Annotated in this window: 16 protein-coding genes; 11 read left to right on the top strand and 5 right to left on the bottom strand. The window is 65.7% G+C overall.

Annotated elements, in window-relative coordinates:
- Positions 1-914: 914 nt before the first annotated feature.
- Together IPP98_04130 and IPP98_04125 are read left to right on the top strand one after the other, a co-directional pair.
- Positions 915-1,523, top strand: coding sequence for a hypothetical protein (locus tag IPP98_04130; protein ID MBL0178301.1), 609 nt, complete (start codon positions 915-917; stop codon positions 1,521-1,523).
- Positions 1,524-1,637: 114 nt separating this feature from the next.
- The gene (locus tag IPP98_04125) at positions 1,638-2,030 is read left to right on the top strand and encodes a hypothetical protein (GenBank protein MBL0178300.1); all 393 of its coding nucleotides are present in this window, start codon (positions 1,638-1,640) and stop codon (positions 2,028-2,030) included.
- Between the two features lie 810 nt (positions 2,031-2,840).
- Here IPP98_04125 and IPP98_04120 read toward each other — a convergent pair.
- Both IPP98_04120 and IPP98_04115 read right to left on the bottom strand, forming a co-directional pair.
- Positions 2,841-5,561, bottom strand: coding sequence for an Ig-like domain-containing protein (locus IPP98_04120; GenBank protein MBL0178299.1), 2,721 nt, complete (start codon positions 5,559-5,561; stop codon positions 2,841-2,843).
- Positions 5,562-5,621: 60 nt separating this feature from the next.
- Positions 5,622-7,286: an Ig-like domain-containing protein gene (locus IPP98_04115; protein MBL0178298.1), complete on the bottom strand. Its 1,665-nt coding sequence runs from the start codon at positions 7,284-7,286 to the stop codon at positions 5,622-5,624.
- Positions 7,287-7,678: 392 nt separating this feature from the next.
- Between IPP98_04115 and IPP98_04110 the strand changes: the two genes are divergently transcribed.
- The 8 genes from IPP98_04110 to IPP98_04075 all read left to right on the top strand — a co-directional run bounded on the left by IPP98_04110 (position 7,679) and on the right by IPP98_04075 (position 12,856).
- A complete protein-coding gene (locus IPP98_04110) occupies positions 7,679-8,038 on the top strand; it encodes a VOC family protein (GenBank protein ID MBL0178297.1) in 360 nt (119 codons plus the stop codon).
- A 263-nt stretch (positions 8,039-8,301) separates the two neighbouring features.
- On the top strand, positions 8,302-9,009 hold the full coding sequence (locus IPP98_04105) for a class I SAM-dependent methyltransferase (protein MBL0178296.1): 708 nt from the start codon (positions 8,302-8,304) through the stop codon (positions 9,007-9,009).
- A 719-nt stretch (positions 9,010-9,728) separates the two neighbouring features.
- Positions 9,729-10,367, top strand: a complete 639-nt coding sequence (locus IPP98_04100; protein MBL0178295.1) for a hypothetical protein — start codon at positions 9,729-9,731, stop codon at positions 10,365-10,367.
- Positions 10,368-10,466: 99 nt separating this feature from the next.
- Positions 10,467-10,868, top strand: a complete 402-nt coding sequence (locus IPP98_04095) for a hypothetical protein (GenBank protein MBL0178294.1) — start codon at positions 10,467-10,469, stop codon at positions 10,866-10,868.
- A 120-nt stretch (positions 10,869-10,988) separates the two neighbouring features.
- On the top strand, positions 10,989-11,354 hold the full coding sequence (locus IPP98_04090) for a DUF202 domain-containing protein (GenBank protein MBL0178293.1): 366 nt from the start codon (positions 10,989-10,991) through the stop codon (positions 11,352-11,354).
- A 119-nt stretch (positions 11,355-11,473) separates the two neighbouring features.
- Positions 11,474-11,662, top strand: coding sequence for a hypothetical protein (locus IPP98_04085; GenBank protein ID MBL0178292.1), 189 nt, complete (start codon positions 11,474-11,476; stop codon positions 11,660-11,662).
- Positions 11,663-11,865: 203 nt separating this feature from the next.
- On the top strand, positions 11,866-12,624 hold the full coding sequence (locus tag IPP98_04080) for a sulfite exporter TauE/SafE family protein (GenBank protein ID MBL0178291.1): 759 nt from the start codon (positions 11,866-11,868) through the stop codon (positions 12,622-12,624).
- Entirely contained in the window at positions 12,605-12,856 is a 252-nt protein-coding gene (locus IPP98_04075) for a hypothetical protein (protein MBL0178290.1), read from the top strand. The genes IPP98_04080 and IPP98_04075 overlap by 20 nt, the downstream gene beginning before the upstream one ends.
- A gap of 87 nt (positions 12,857-12,943) precedes the next feature.
- Here the strand turns inward: IPP98_04075 and IPP98_04070 are convergent, their stop codons facing one another.
- The 3 genes from IPP98_04070 to IPP98_04060 are packed head-to-tail and all read right to left on the bottom strand — an operon-like array spanning position 12,944 to position 14,710.
- On the bottom strand, positions 12,944-13,795 hold the full coding sequence (locus IPP98_04070; protein ID MBL0178289.1) for an alpha/beta fold hydrolase: 852 nt from the start codon (positions 13,793-13,795) through the stop codon (positions 12,944-12,946).
- Positions 13,792-14,301, bottom strand: a complete 510-nt coding sequence (locus IPP98_04065) for an SRPBCC family protein (GenBank protein MBL0178288.1) — start codon at positions 14,299-14,301, stop codon at positions 13,792-13,794. Before IPP98_04065 ends, IPP98_04070 begins: the two co-directional genes overlap by 4 nt.
- Before the next feature lie 55 nt (positions 14,302-14,356).
- Positions 14,357-14,710 carry a winged helix-turn-helix transcriptional regulator gene (locus tag IPP98_04060; protein MBL0178287.1) on the bottom strand — a complete coding sequence of 118 codons (354 nt, stop codon included), beginning with the start codon at positions 14,708-14,710 and terminating at the stop codon, positions 14,357-14,359.
- 235 nt (positions 14,711-14,945) lie between these two features.
- Between IPP98_04060 and IPP98_04055 the strand changes: the two genes are divergently transcribed.
- Positions 14,946-15,476 (top strand): dihydrofolate reductase family protein, encoded by a 531-nt coding sequence (locus IPP98_04055; GenBank protein MBL0178286.1) that lies wholly within the window; start codon positions 14,946-14,948, stop codon positions 15,474-15,476.
- The last annotated feature ends 4 nt before the right edge of the window (positions 15,477-15,480 follow it).

Raw genomic sequence — 15,480 nt, 5'->3', positions numbered from 1 at the left:
TCCCCTCGCCAGGACTCTACGCCCTCGTCGGGGTCACGTGGGGCCTCGTGCCCCTGATTCCGATCGGTCTGTGGATCGCTCTCCTTGGCTCGCCGACGACGCCCGGTTGGTTGGGGCTCGCGACCGGAGCGTTCATGCTCGCCAACGCGGGGGTTGCGGTGTCGCACGTTATGGCCGCCGCGAATCGCCGCCGCCTCGTCGTAGAGCATAGGACCCACGAGGCGGCCTAACCCGCGTTTGCTGCTCTCTTGGCCTGACGCCTCGCCGCAGGAACGCACGCCGTTAGGCGGCAGCATTGAGCGGGACAGATACTGGTGAGGGTGATCATGGTGAACCGCGTGCAGCGGGCGTCACGCCCCAGGAGTTTCGCCCACCTGATCGTGGGTGGCTGGAGCGCGGTCCTGACCGTGATGCTGATGCCTCACCCGCTCCCGGCGCAGTCTCGGGTGGCCACACTGCTCGCGAAGCGGGAGCTGTTCATCAGTCCGGACACAGCGGACTTGAGTCGGGTGGGCAACTTCTCGGTCGGGCCCCATGGCCAGATCGCGATTGGTCAACCCGAAGATGGTACGGTCCTGGTCTACTCGGCGTCAGGCGCCAAGCGGGTGCTGGGGCGGGCCGGAGCAGGGCCCGGAGAGTTTCGCCTCCCCGGACCCGTTCAATGGGTTGGTGATACGCTCGTGGTGCCAGACCGGGTCCTCGGACGAGTCACGGAGTTCTCTGATCAAGGCGTCCTGCTGGGAAGCCGCCGACTGCCGGTGGCTTTTCCCTTGGCAAGAGCGCCAGATGGGTCGGCGGTTCGCCTCATCCACGCGTTTCCGCAACGGATGTTTAGAGGCGGCGCATTCCTCGCGTTGTCGCAATGGCGGAATAGCACGTCGAGCGGTGACCAAGGGGGCAACCTCCGTGGAGTCGTGAAGCTCGATGCGAACGGCAACCTGCAGCGGATTGTCGTGAAGGAGTCAGACGATGACCCGTGTGAGTTCGGCAAGGGTGGCCGCAGCATACCGATACCCTTCTGCGAACCTGAGACGAGGGCGTTCGCCGACGATGGATCGTGGGTCGTCTCTGCCTTGGCCGTCGGCGAGAAGATCGGCAATGTCCGAGCCCGGGTGACGGCGATCGACAGCGCCGGGGGCACGGTCTTCACTCGAGAGCTTCCCGTGCCGGCTCGGGCACTCACCCGGGCGTTCGCGGACAGTGTCCTCGCGTTTCGGATGTCCCATACGTCACACCCAGAAAACGTACCTCTCTATCGCACGATGAAGCTCCGGGAGTATTTCCCGCCGCTGCTGGGGCTTGTGGTCGGCCGAGACCGATCGGTGTGGCTTGAGCTCGACACGGCCGGCGGAGGCCACTTGTGGTGGGTACTGGATGCCACGGGGCGCCATGTCGGGACGCTCCAGCTCCCGAAGTCTGCAATCCTTCAAGTGGCAGATCGAGACCAGATCTGGACGCTCGAGGAAGACGAGAGCGGGCTTCAGGGCGTGGGGAGGTATCGCATTGCAAGGGCATCAGGGTGACGGCAAGCCGCCTAACCAGCGCGTGCTGCGGTCGGGGCCTGATGCCTCGCCGCAGAAACGCACGCCGTTAGACGTTCAAGACTCACCAGCACTACTCGGAGCGGAGCAAGAAACGTGAGCGAGGGCCTCAGAGCGGGTGCAGTTCTCTATTCGAAGGATATGGCACTTGTCGCGTCCTTCTACGCCGCCATCCTCGGCCTCACACTGGCGGAGCATGACGAGGAGCACGTGCGGCTCGAGTCGCCAGGCTTTCAGCTCGTGGTCCGAACCATGCCGAACCACATCGCGGCGAGGATTCACATTGCTGCGCCCCCCGTTCGCCGAGCGGACGCTGCCGTGAAATTGGTGTTCTTCGTACCCAGTATCGCCAAGGTACGCACGGCGGCCGAGACGCATGGTGGTCTTCTGAATGGGATAGAGAAGGAGTGGCTGTACAACGGCGTGAAGGTGTGCGATGGCATTGATCCGGAAGGCAACGTGCTTCAATTCCGTGAGCAGGCCGTCTAACCCGCGCTTGCTGCGGACGAGTCCAGAAGCCCCGAGGCAGAAACGCACGACGTTAGGCAATCGGAAGGAGCTCCTTTGCGCACTCTCAACTTGACCTTGCTCTCCACGCTCTTCGTCATCCGCGTCGGCGTCGCGCAGAGTGTCTCACCGAATCTCCCCACGCTCAGTGTTGGCGCCGCACGCGGAGGGTTCGCGTGGAAATGCGCCACGTGCCTGAGTGGTTTTCCGGAAGGGGGCTGGGCAGGAACAGTCAGCGCCAGTCTGCCGACTGGTCACCGGCTCCGGCCGTGGCTCGGCGGGATCCGATGGACGAATCCCTCCGAGGGCTTCTCAACGATCTCTGCCGGGGTGATTGGCTCTGTCATCCCGCGCGCGGGCCTGTTCGTCCGCGTCAGCGGGGGCGTGGCCTTCTGGTCGACACCGACGTTGTGCCTCCAGGGCGCGTCGGGTTGTGGCGAGAATTCAGTTCGCCGAGCGCCCGCTGCCTCGGTGGCCATCGGTACGCTGCTCCCCGTCCGCTCTACGCTGCGCCCGGTCCTCTGGGCCGGCTATGATCGCTCGCTAGGTGGGATGGCCGGCGCCGGTGTGTATCGCAAGGACATGCATCTCGTGTCAGCGGGGCTCGGTCTGGCGTGGTCGAGGTGACGAGCCTGACCGGCGTTGCCGAACAAGCGTTTGTTCCGGTCGGGGCCTCACGCCTCGGCCGCAACAACGCACGCCGTGCGGGAGCAATGTCACCCGAGGGCTACCACCTGGAGAATCCAGTGCGGCTTCTAGAGGGGCCGCACCAGTCGTCTCTCGTGTCTCGTTCTACTGCGCCCGGAACCCCGCGCTTCCTGGCTCATACAGCAGGAAGCGCGTCCCTCCCGTCATCGGGACTGGTGTCGGCCGCGAATCGGTTTCCCCATTGCCCAGCCCACTGGACGTGCGATCTCCCCAGCAGTACACCGTGGCGGCACTGGTCACACCACAGGTGCCGGACCAGCTCGAGGCAAGCTTCGTGAAGACGAGTCCGCCTGGCACGGCCCTCGGCACCAGCGATGACACGCCAGGCGCTGCGCCGAGTGCACCGTTCTGTCCGTCTCCCCAGCAGTAGGCGGCGCCGGCAAGCGTCAGTCCGCACGCTGAGGCATTGCCACCCACGAGTTGTGAGAACTTGAGTCCACCAGCGACTGCCGTCATGACGGTGCGATCCGTCGCGGTGCCGTCGCCGAGTTGCCCCAGCGCATTGCTCCCCATGCACCACGCATCGTTGGTGCTGGTGAGGCCACACTTGAAATCGTTGCCAGTCGTCATCGCCATCCATTGCTGCGATCCAGCAACCAGCGTCGGCACGTTGGGGAGTGTGCCGCAGTAGGCCTTCCCGACATCGGAGATGGCACAGATGTCGCCGCCCGTGCCCCAGACCGAAGTGAAATTGATCCCCGCCTGCATCTGCACCGGCGTGAGGAATGCGGAGCCGACCCCTGGTCGGCCACCCCAGCAGAAGAGCTCCTTTGCCGTGGTGGTTCCGCACGCGCTGAAGAGCGCGGAGGCGACTGAGACGAACGACCTCGTCGATGCGATCAGGGTCGGAGTCGCGGCCGTCGTGGTGGTGCCGTTGCCGAGTTCACCGAAGTTGTTGCTTCCCCAGCACACCACTCTGCTGTCCGCGTCCCGGATGGCACAGCCGCCGCTGCCCTCTTCGAAGAGCGCACGCATCGTCACCGCCTTGACCGCCAGTGATCCGAACGACGGGAGGCGCGCGCTGGTCGCATCAGGCGTCTCGGCCCAGCACTGGACCAGCTTTGCGGTACTGACATAGCACCCTGCTGGATAGCCGCGCGCGATATCGACCGCGTTGCTGGCGCTCAGCACCTGCACTGGCGCCGCGGCATAGAAGAATTCGCCATTGCCCAGGCCGCCGCGCCGCCCCGCGCAGTATCCGCTGCCTTCGAGCGTGATGCCGCACGTCTGTGACACGCCCGCACTCACGACCGCGTAGGCCGGTGCGCCGGTCACCTGACTCGGCACCAGCCCGCTGACCCCGGTTGCCAGTGCATTCTGCCCCCAGCAGAAGGTGCGGCCGTCGGTCGCGATCGCGCAGGTGCCCGTATTTCCTGCCGACACCGAGCGCCAGGTGGTTGCGGCGGCGATCAGCGTCGGCGTGAGGCGCGTGGTCGTGGTGCCATCACCGAGCTGACCGGCGTAGTTCTCACCCCAGCAGTACAGGTGTCGGTCCATGCTGAGTGCGCAGCGGTGATTGACACCGACCGAGATTTTCGCGAAGGCGGGCCCGCCGGTCACCAGCTTCGGGAACACCGTGCTGCCGGGTGAAGCGAAGAGCTCATAAGAGCCCCAGCACCATGCCGCTCCCAGGGCCGTGAGGCCGCAGGCGGAATATGATCCGGCGCTGAGCGACACGAGGCCCGGGTCGCCAGTGATCCGAATCGGAGTGGAGTTCACGGTTGCGGGGGAGTTGAGTCCGACGACGCCATTGCCGAGTGATCCGTGATCACTGCTGCCCCAGCAGTACGTTGCCGCCGCCGTGGTGATTCCGCAGACGAAATTGTTGCCGGCCGCAATGTCATTGAAACTGTGCACCCCGCCTGCGGCCACGGGGACCGGGCTACTCTGCGTGCCGCCATTGCCGAACTGGCCGGCCGAGTTGTTGCCCCAGCACCAGGCGTGCTTCGAGGTGTCGAGGGCACAGGCGTGGAGCTGACCGACGGTGATCGCCAGGAGTGATGCCGGGAGCGACACGGGGGTGGGGACGGCGCGGTCGAGATAGGTGCCGTCGCCGAGTTCGCCGATGTAGTTCTGACCCCAGCAGTAGGCGCGTTGCGTGGTGGCAATCGCACAGGTCGACACGGTCGAAAGAGGAACCACGTACACGCCGCGCCCCGGAACATAGGTCGTGCCGCCGCCGGTGGCAGTCGCCATGGTGCGGGTCGAGGGATCGCTGCGCACGTTGAGGGTCATCTGTGCGGTGATGCCTTCGCTCGTCGCGGTTATGATGGTGGCGCCGATCGCAACGGAGCTCACCAGGCCCGTCGTCGGTGCAATGGTCGCAACGCCGCCAGCCGACGATGTCCAGGTGATCGCTTTCCCCGGCAATGCGTTGCCGAGGGCATCCTTGGCGACGCCGGTCAGTTGCACCTGCATCCCCAAGGGGAGATCGACCGGATTCGGCGCGATCGTAACCGACGCGGGCGGTGCGGCCGTCACGGTGATCGAAGCCGTGGTGCTCTTGCCACTGTTCGATGCGGTGATGGTGGTTGCGCCAACGGCGAGCGCACTCACCACGCCACCGGAGACCGTTGCCACGGTGGGCGCGCTGCTCGACCAGGCGATCGTCTGTCCGGTGATCGCGTCCCCGTCGGCATCACGTGCGGTTGCGGTGAGTGTCACGCTTCCGCCGGGCGTGAGCGTCGCGGCATTCTGATTGAGGGTGACGCTCGCCACGGTCGCACCGGGCGTGGTGGTACCGCTGTCCTTGCAGGCGGCGACGAGGAGCAGTGAAGCGAGTGTGGCAAGGCTGCAGACGCGCATGGCGACGGTCCCGGATAGGAGAGGTGTGCTCTGGAAGGCGCATTGCATCGGCATGGTGGCTCAGGTCGGTGGCGCGGTGCGCACCCTGACAGGTACCGGGCGATCCGTCAGTGTCCCGTCGCCCGATTCACCGTGGATGTTGCCGCCCCAGCACCATGGGATGCCCCCAGCCGCGAGTGCGCAGGTATGATCGCCCTGATTCACGGAGATGGCGGTGAACACCATGCCGCCGGAGACCATGATCGGTGTCGAACGCTGCACGAGCGTGCCATCACCCAGCGCACCACTGGCGTTGTAGCCCCAGCAGCTTGCCAGCCCGCTCACCAGCAGGCCGCAGGAGTGGCCTTCGCCGCTGACGATCGACTGGAAGACACCGCTGCCACTGACCTTGGTTGGGACGAGTCGGTTGACGGCGAAGCCATCGCCGATCTGACCGTCGTTGCCTCGCCCCCAGCACCAGACTTCACCGTTGGCCTTGCGCGCACAGGTGTGGCGCGCCCCGGACGACAATGACGCGAAGATGTGTCCACCACTCACGGCCACCGGGACGGCACTCGCTGCAGTGGTGTTGTTGCCGAGTTGCCCGGCGTCGTTCAGCCCCCAACACCACGCTTCGCCAGTGGTGGTCAGTGCGCAGGTGAAGAGAATGCCGGCATCGATCTCCTTGAAGACCTTGCCGCCCGCCACCAGCGTCGGCGTTGGGCGATCAAGGTTGGTCCCGTCACCCAGGGAGCCGAAATCGTTCCTGCCCCAGCAGCGTGCGATGCCGCTACTCAGCAGTCCGCAGCCGTGCAGGCTTCCGAGCCCGAGCGTGGTATATGCGAATCCGCCGGGGAGTGCGGTGGGGGTGCTGCTCACCCCACCTGGTAGCGCGCCAGTCAGATCGACGCCCCAGCAGAGCGCGGCGCCTGCCGCGGTCAACCCGCAGCTGTTCGCGGAGCCTGTGGCAATCGAGGCGAAGATATTGCCACCGCTCACGAGCGTTGCATGTGCCACCTGCGCCGTGGTGGTCGGGATCCCGATCTGCCCGGCGTTGTTGCTGCCCCAGCACCAGGCCACACCAGCGGAGGTGATGCCGCAACTGTGGTCCTTGCCGATCGCAAGGCTTGCAAGACGAAAGTCCGCAGTCACCGTGATGTTCACCGTCGCTGATTTTCCTTCACTGGTCGCCGTGATGGTGATCGGCCCGCCGGCCGCCACACCGTTCACGACGCCACTCTGCGAGACGGTCGCGATGGCGGCATTGCTGGTGCTCCAGGTCACGGTCCAACCGGTGAGCGTGCCATTCGCCGCGTCGCGAAGGGTGGCGGTGAGCGTTGTCGTGGTGCCGACGTCGAGCGTGGCCGATGTCTGACTGAGCACGATTGAGGCGACGGGGACCACCGTCGTTTCCACCGTGATCGCCGCCGAGGCGCTCTTCCCCTCACTCGTCGCCGTGATCGTCGCGCTTCCGGCGGCCACGGCCGTCACGACGCCACCGGCCACCGTCGCCACTGACGCGGCGGTGGTCGACCAGGTGACGGTGCGGCTCGTGAGGGGATCGCCAGCAGCGTCACGGGGAGTCGCGGTGATCGTCACACTCTGTAACGGTGTCAGCGTCGCAGCGCTCTGGCTGAGCGTGATACTCGACACGACCGCATCAGGCGGGCTCGTCACGCCGGGATCAGAACAGGCACCCGCCAGGAGGAGGAGGGCGAAGGAGAGGGGTCGGAAAATGCGGGACATGATGGCCTCGATAGGAGTACGCTACCCTGTAAGCGGGAAAGCCCGTGGTGGTGTGTCACGGGGGATGCGAGGGGGAGGTTGGAGGGAGGCCACCCGACTGTCCCGCGGTGCAGGACGTTGTGTCACCCGCCCGCTGGCAGGGCGGGCGACGCGTGCCGGGATCGGTCCGGACGACGTGTCCTGATCGTGCATGGCGTATCATTCCGACGCACACTTCGAGTGTCCGCCCGCCTGACAAGCCTTTGCTGCGGTCGGGGCCTGACACCTCGGCCCACGCGCTGTAGACTCATTGAGGTACGCGCGGGCCTCGGCAGGCCCCGCCGCAGAAACGCACGACGTTAGACCGCGACTTCCTGAGTCGGGCCCCTTTTTCTCACAAGTGCGAGCAGATGATGAAACCTGTGGCCGTCGCTCGAGTGATCCTCTACGTTCGAGATATCGCGAAGGTCGGGGCCTTCTACCAGAAGCATTTCGGCTTCACGGTGTTGCCTGAAACCGAGGTTGGTTGGCAAGAAATGGCGTCCCCCGCCGGCGGCTGCACGATCGCCCTGCACCAGGCAGCTGTGTCCCAGAAGCGAGGGTCAGAAATCAAGATTGTCTTCGCCGTGAGCGATGTGCGCGCGTTCAAGGCACAACAGGCGGCCCTTGGCCTGAAGTTTGGCGTCGTTCATGAAGCACCAAATCACGAGTTTGCAAACGCCAAGGACCCTGCCGGCAACTCCATCCAGATATCGAGCCGAGGCCTGACGTAGGATCGCTTCAAATCCCGGCATACGGCGTTGCATGTGGAAGTGTGGGTTCTGGATTTGCTTGACACTGTTGGACTGTATGGAGTTGCGGTCGAACAAGCGTTTGCGGCGGACGGGGCCTGATCCTCGGACACGCACGCCGTTGGCTTGGTCAGCGTCCCGTCACCTGGTGGCATCGTGCGCAAACAAACCTTGAATGGTGCCGCTGAATGAAAGCCACTCCCGCCCCCAACTACGGTATCGACGCGCCGGTCGCGGTGCGCAACTTGTTCATCGTGGCGGCGCTGGGAGTGATCGCGCTGATCACGCGGCTGCTCGGCGTGTGGTCAAGGGAGGACCTCATCGCGGTGATCGGGCGGCCATTGATCGCGGCTGGCCTGGGCAGCGGCGCGATGGGCGCCTGGATGCTTTGCGACAGCAAGATCGGCAAGGCGCGCGAGCGCGAACAATTCCTCGACATGATTGCCTGGCGGGGTGACGAGCGCGTGCTGGATGTGGGGTGCGGTCTCGGATTGTTCTTGATCGGCGCCGCCAAGCGGCTCTCCACCGGCCGCGCGGTCGGGATCGACAAGTGGCAGCAAGAAGATCTGAGCGACAACAACGCCGCGGGGACACTCCACAACGCGGTGATCGAGGGCGTGGCCGACAAGGTCGAGGTGCACACCGGTGATGCACGCCAGCTGCCTTTCGACGACGCCAGCTTCGACGTCGTCCTCTCGAGCATGGCGTTGCACAACATCTACAACGCCGGCGAGCGGCACACCGCCGTGCGCGAGATCGCGCGCGTGCTCAAGCCCGGCGGCCATGTGCTGATCGTGGACGTGCGCCACATCCGGCAATACGCCGCCACCCTGCGCGATGCCGGCCTCGATGCGCAGGGGGTTCAGGGAATCATCTCATACCTGCTGACCGCGATCACGTTTGGATCGATTCAATTCGGCTACGTGATCGGCAGCAAGGCGGGGCCAGGTTAGACGGCGCAGATTGGTCGGCCCGGAGCAATCGTCAACCGCCGATTGCTCGTCGGTGTACGTGGCCCGGACGGGATCGCCGGCGCCACGAAGCCGCGGACTTGATCGTCGGACAGCGTGACAGGCCAACGAGCCCGTGCCGCCGGCGATCGCGGCAGCGGCGCTCGCGGCCGATGGCCAAGGTCGTTCGGCCGATTGGCCACGGCGTTCCACCACTGCGGACGACGTCCCAGCGAACGGAGTGGAGGCACCATGACGGGAACGATCTCCTCTCGATGCAAACTCCCTCTCCGTGGTGCACGGGTCGTCGCCGGCGCCGCGGCACTTGTATGCCTCTCGGCACTACCGTCATCGGCTCAGGTCACGGCCACCTTCACACCCACGCTCCAACTGAAAGTCGCTGCGACCTCAAGCTTCAGCTTCACCGAGCAGACCAAAGTGAGTCGGCTGCCGAGCGGCGGCTACGTGGTTGGACCGATCAGCGAGGTAGGCCGCATCGCGTGGTTCGACGCACAGGGGCGCTTCCAGCGGCTGACGGGACGCCGCGGTGAGGGCCCGGGAGAACTCGGCGCCATCCATTCCGTCACGGCGTTGCCGGACGGTCGCGTTGCTGTGGGCGACGCACGCTTCTCCATCGTCACGGCCATGACAGATCTCGCTGAACGGCAAGTCGACAGTCGTGACGGTCGCGATTGGGTGGGCGTGGACCCCCGAACACGATTGTGCAGACCAAACTGATCATGCCTGGTGGCCAAGGCGATCCCTTCGCAGTGTGGAGCGGGACCCTCGACTCCCTGAGGACGATCAAGGATCCATTCTCCGATATGGCCGGCGATGTTCCCTTTCGTCGCCTTGCCCGGCACAGCAATCGTTCGATCGTCGTGAGTCCCGTCACCGCGTACGAATTCGCGCTGTTCGAGGTCACCACCGGACGCGCGACCCTGGTGCCAGTCAAGAGCCCACGCTTTCCCTCGGCGAAGATCATTTCGGTCGACAATCGGCCGCCGCATATCGCGAGGCCCTATCCGCGCATCCTCGCCCTGAGCATGCGCGGCGCAGATACACTGGTTGTGTTGCATGCGGCAGCCGCGCCGAACTGGGCGCCCGCAGCCCCGCGGCGGCGGGCAACGTCCAAAGAGGGAGATGGAACCCCAGCCTTGGACATGGGGCGCTACCTGTCCTTCTATTACGACCTCCTGGATGTCCGCAACGGGCAATCGCTCGGAAGTGGGATCATCGCCAAGCCACTCATGGCATTTGCCGCGCCTGACCTCGCGTACGCACTCGAGGAAGCGGCAGATGGCGATTTCATGATCCAGTTGTACCGTATGACGCTGAGCCCGGCAGTGAAGCCTCAGTAGCACTTGCCCGCACGGGTATTCAGTGGACGGCCTGACGTCGTGCGTGACTCGACCTGATGATCTGCTTTTGAACACGTCCACCCGCCCCTGCGAGGACCCATGCCATCAATTGTTACGAGCGCCTTCCTCGCGATCGCGCTTGCCAGCGTCCCGACCCCCGACTGGGTGCCACTTCGATGGCAAGCCGCCAACGGCCCACGGGACGTGGAATTCCTGCAGTCGAGCGTCAAGGTGGCATCAGGCGTCCTGTCGGTCTCGGTTCGCCGGGACCGCGCGGTGGTGCTCAAGCAGGATCCCACCATCGCCCCAGAGACAGATCCATGGACCGCCATGAACCTCCAGGTGAACTGCGAGCACGCCCAGTGGCGCTTCATCTTCGCGTCGGCGGTCGATGCTTCGGGCAGGCTCACGGGCTCCGTCACCGGTGGGAAGGAGTGGCTACCCATCGAGCCAGCTACCTTGGCCGCGGCGGTACGGGCGCGGCTCTGTCCTTCGGCGTAGGCGGTCGGCCCAACACGCGGTCGGCGCGGTCGGGGCCTGACGCCTCGGACCACGCCCCGCGGCAGACCCGCCCTACGTTAGGCCGCTCCACGGAGAGCCCCATCATGGTCCGAGTCCAGCATGTCTGAACCGTCGCCCGATCCGCGAACGTACTTTGCGGCCGAACGGACCATGCTCGCATGGCTGCGCACCGGCATCGCCATCATGGCCTTCGGCTTCGTGGTGGCGCGGTTCGGCCTCTTCCTCCGCCTCCTCCCCGTTCAGGGTGGAGCGAGTCCCTCACATGGATTGTCACCCTATCTCGGCGCCGCCCTGGTCGGTCTGGGTGTCCTTGCCATCGCGGCGGGCGCAGTTCAGTGGCGTCGCTTCCTGCGACAACTACCCCAAAGCCAGCGTCCACTCTCCGGCAGCCCGGGCGTGGTCCTGAGCTTGGCCTTGGCGATCATGGTGGTCGGGGTGGTACTCGGCGTGGTCTTGCTGGTATGACCGACCCACGGGCCATTGGGGTGACGCGAGGGATGCCATCACACGCTCGAGTGAGCTCGAGCGCCACCGTCACCTGACGTTCCGATTCCTCGTCCACCACGCTCAAGAGGTGATAGTCCATGAGCTCACGCCGCGAATCGCTTCGAGTCGTCTTCGTGCTCGCCGCCTTTGGTCTCCTGAGCCTTGGCAGCATGCTCACTCGCCCGAGCCTCGCCACCATTCGGACGGTGGATTTCGTGCATCTCATCGGCACAGGCATGTGTCTTGGCGGCGCCCTCATGGCACTTGCCTGGGCACGTTCGAAGTAGTCAGCGGCGCGGCGGCGTGACGCCCAACGGCGCGTGCCATACACCGCGTTCCATCGCGCGACGGACGGTTTCGACACGAGGTCCGCGCGGCGCCAGCGTGTCCATGATTGCTGGAATGATCCGCCCCGTGGCGCTCGACACGTCGGGCTTCGGCTGTCTGATTGATCTCCGGCCCATGCGTGCCGTCGGGCTAGATTGCGGGAATGCCACTCCGCGAATTCCTGGAACTGATGGCGCTGGGCGCCGCTTCGGGGGCGCTCGGCGCGCTGCTGGGGATTGGCGGTGGGGTGTTGTTGGTCCCCGGCCTCGCCCTCATCGCGGGGGTGCCGTTCCGCGCCGCGGCGGCGGCGTCACTGGTGTGCATCGTCGCCACGTCGATCACGAGTTCGGTGGTGCACCTGCCGCGGGGACGGGTGGACATTCCCCTCGCGATCGACCTCGAGGCATTCACGGTGAGCGGCGCCATGATCGGCGGACTCCTTGCCGCGGTGATCCCCGCCGGCCCGCTCTTTCTCGGCTTCGCCCTGATCCTGCTCTTCTCCGCCTGGCATATGTGGCCGCTCGGCCGCACGGAACGGGCACCTGCGACCCGGCGCCGCATGGGGCTCGCGCGCGCCTCGTCCCTCGGCGCGGGCGTGGTTTCCTCGCTGCTCGGCGTCGGCGGTGGGGTGCTCAAGGTGCCGGTGCTCAATCTGATGCTCGACCTGCCGTTCGATCGCGCCGCGGCCACCAGCATCTACATGATCGGGATCACCACCGCGGCAGGGGCCCTCGTCTACGCGGTGCGGGGCGACGTGGATGTCCACCTCACCGTGGCAGTGATGCTCGGGACGGTGCTGGGATCGTTCGGCGCCTCGAGCGTCGGGCACCGGATCGACTCGCGTGGACTCAAAGCGGTGTTCGCGATCGTGCTCGCGGGGGTGGCCATCCAGATGGTGCGGCGTGGACTCGCGCTACCCTGAACAGGTGGCGCGGGCCCTCGGCGCGTTGGGCCTGCTGGCACTCGCCCTCATCCTGGCGGGACTCGCGGGACACCCGCGGTTGCTCCCCGTCGCCGTGCTGGTCGTCGTAGCCGCTCCGCTGGTTGTCCTGGCCGGCGTCGGCGTGGCGATGCTGCGCCATGCCCCGCGGGTCGGCGTCACCGCACTGATCACGGTGGCGATCGCCCTCATGGGAGCGCTGCTGGGACGATAGCCACACGATGTCGCGCCACTGCGCACACGGCCTCCGTGCCGAGCCGCAGCGAACGGCGTTGACGGGGGGGGGCCGCGCCCCTCAGGGCTACGGCTGGGCGTCGAGAAAGTCGTTCACCATCGGGACGATGAGGGAGAAGCGCTGCAGCAGCGTCACATGAGTGGTGTTGGGCAGGATGGCGAGTCGCGACGCCGAGCGCGGGGCCATGTCGCCGTGCGTCTCGCCACCCTTCGCGCGGAACATCTCCGCGACGTGCTGGAGTAGAATGCCATCCGCATCACCTTGGACGAAGAGCATCGGGGCGGTCGTTGACCGCAGCTGATCGACACGCAAATCGCTGCCCGTGGACGCAGCGGCAACCACGCGCTCAACAAACGTCGCAAATCGATCCGGCGTCGGGCTCAGTCGCTTGTACTCCGTCTCGATCGGCGAGTCCTTGAAGGCGTCCGCCGTGAGGGTCCGGATGAGCTCGAGGGCCCCTGGCACCATGCCGTCACGGCGGAACGGTGCCGACAGGACCACAACGCGGCGCACCCGGTCTGGATGTCGAACGGCAACCTGCATGGCGACGCCGCCACCCATGCTGTATCCGATCAGGTCCGCTCGGGGGATCTTGAGAACGGTGAGCAGTGCCGCCACGTCATCGGCCAGGTTCTCGCTGGTGAGGTCGCGCGGGATGTCTGCCGTTCGTCCGTGACCCTGCATTTCGACGGCAATGACCTGGCGGGTCTTGGACAGTTCGTCGATCCACCCGCCCCAATTGACCGTGATCGGCATGAACGCCCCGTGCAGCAGCACCACGGGGGCACCGCTGCCGTGCACTTCGTAGTACATGTTGAGTCCATTGACGGGCGCGTACCCGGTCGTTGGACCCTGCTGCGCCGGCAGCTCCGTGGTCGCCAGCATCAGCAGGAGGAATGGTGTGAGCCGCATGGTCATCCGCCCCCTGGCGCCGCAGCCGTGAACAGGTCATCGAGGCGGGTGTAGCTATGCTCCATGCCGTCGGCCATGCCGGTGGAGACCGCCTCGTCACGCGCTTCCTTCGACGCGAAGGTCAACCGGCAGATTAGCGTCGTGATGCCGTTGTCCTCGGTGAGTTCAAGCGCCACGACGCAGGGATCGCCAACTGGCATGGCGAAGTCCGCATTGCCCGGATCGAAGAATTGTTCGTGGACCAGCGTGGACGGTTCGTCCACGCTGGTGAACCTGCCGAAGAAGCCGAACTGCTGGCCGTCGTCGCGATTTCTCCAGAGCCACTTGTACGTCCCGCCAACCCGCACATCCATGTCGCACACCGGCATATCCCAGCCGTCATAGCCTTGCCACCGGCGCACGAGATCGGGACGGGTATGCGCATCCCACACCAGTTGGCGGGGCGCATTGAACGTCCGGGTGACGCACACCTCCCGATCATTCGGCAAGGTCACTTCTGCGGGCTTGGGCATCGGCTTCTCCTGGGTACGGTGTCGAGTGCGCGATCGGTGCGCCGGCCGGTGTGGGCTATCTGGCGGTCTTCTGCGCGGACGGTTTGGCCTGGAGTTCGTCGAGCAGCGTATCGAGGCGCCGGTAGCTCTGCTCGAAGAGCTCGCGGTACCGTTCGATCCAGTCGACGGCCTCCGCCAGCCGCTTCGGTTCGAGCTTGCGCGGACGCCGCTGCGCATCGACGTCCATCGAGACGAGGCCGGCGCGCTCCAGCACCTTCAAGTGCCTGGAAATGGCCGGCTGGCTCATCGCAAACGGCTTGGCGAGCTCCGTCACGGTGGCTTCCCCCGTCGCCAGCCGCGCCAGGATGGCTCGGCGCGTGGGGTCGGCCAGGGCAGCAAAGGTCAGGTCGAGGTGTTCCGAGATTTGCATAACCGCCACGTTCTATAAGGATATGATTATATACAAAAGTGCACCTTTCCAGTCAAGGCTATGGGGTGATACTTCAACCTCAGCCTCTTCTTGGGTGCCCAGTGGTCGGTTGGATCTGCGGCGGCGGCTTTCCAAGGATCGGGAGGCATCCCCAATGACCGCCGTGATCGGGGCCTGACCCCCGCACCCCTTTGCCCGCAACACCATCTCCCAAGCGCAGGATGAGGAAGCGAACATGGCGAAGCTCGTATTCGGAATGAATCAGTCCCTGGACGGGTATGTCGACCACACAGGGTTCGCACCAGGTCCCAGGCTCTTCCGACACTTCGTCGAGGAAGCGGAGGGGCAGGCGGGCAGCGTGTACGGCCGCCGCATGTATGAGATCATGCGGTACTGGGACGACGACCATCCCGAATGGAATGCGGACGAGCACGCCTTCGCGATGGCGTGGCGGAGGCAGCCGAAATGGGTCGTGTCGCGGACGTTGCCGTCGGTCGGTCCCAACGCCACGCTGTTGGGTGAGGATCTCGAGCGCGCGATCCGTGAGCTCAAGGCCGAACGCGACGGCGAGATCGAGGTTGCCGGCCCGGACCTGGCGCGAAGCCTCACCGCCCTCGGCCTCATCGACGAGTATCGCATCTATTTGCACCCGGTCGTACTCGGTCACGGCACGCCGTACTTCGCCGGACCCCGGCCGCCGCTTCGCCTCATCGCGCATGATCCGATGGGCGAGGATGTGATCCGGCTGGTGTACGTTCCGGCGTAATGTC

This window comes from Gemmatimonadota bacterium, assembly GCA_016720805.1.
Classification (GTDB): Bacteria; Gemmatimonadota; Gemmatimonadetes; order Gemmatimonadales; family GWC2-71-9; genus Palsa-1233.
The sequence above is the reverse complement of the archived record's forward strand: the minus strand, read 5'-3'. Positions and strand labels throughout refer to the sequence as shown.

Excerpts from the sequence above, each read along its gene's own strand:
- IPP98_04120 (MBL0178299.1), bottom strand. The coding sequence starts at position 5,561 with ATGCGCGTCTGCAGCCTTGCCACACTCGCTTCACTGCTCCTCGTCGCC.
- IPP98_04115 (MBL0178298.1), bottom strand. The coding sequence starts at position 7,286 with ATGTCCCGCATTTTCCGACCCCTCTCCTTCGCCCTCCTCCTCCTGGCG.
- IPP98_04110 (MBL0178297.1), top strand. The coding sequence starts at position 7,679 with ATGAAACCTGTGGCCGTCGCTCGAGTGATCCTCTACGTTCGAGATATC.
- IPP98_04095 (MBL0178294.1), top strand. The coding sequence starts at position 10,467 with ATGCCATCAATTGTTACGAGCGCCTTCCTCGCGATCGCGCTTGCCAGC.
- IPP98_04090 (MBL0178293.1), top strand. The coding sequence starts at position 10,989 with ATGTCTGAACCGTCGCCCGATCCGCGAACGTACTTTGCGGCCGAACGG.
- IPP98_04085 (MBL0178292.1), top strand. The coding sequence starts at position 11,474 with ATGAGCTCACGCCGCGAATCGCTTCGAGTCGTCTTCGTGCTCGCCGCC.
- IPP98_04080 (MBL0178291.1), top strand. The coding sequence starts at position 11,866 with ATGCCACTCCGCGAATTCCTGGAACTGATGGCGCTGGGCGCCGCTTCG.
- IPP98_04070 (MBL0178289.1), bottom strand. The coding sequence starts at position 13,795 with ATGACCATGCGGCTCACACCATTCCTCCTGCTGATGCTGGCGACCACG.
- IPP98_04065 (MBL0178288.1), bottom strand. The coding sequence starts at position 14,301 with ATGCCCAAGCCCGCAGAAGTGACCTTGCCGAATGATCGGGAGGTGTGC.
- IPP98_04060 (MBL0178287.1), bottom strand. The coding sequence starts at position 14,710 with ATGCAAATCTCGGAACACCTCGACCTGACCTTTGCTGCCCTGGCCGAC.
- IPP98_04055 (MBL0178286.1), top strand. The coding sequence starts at position 14,946 with ATGGCGAAGCTCGTATTCGGAATGAATCAGTCCCTGGACGGGTATGTC.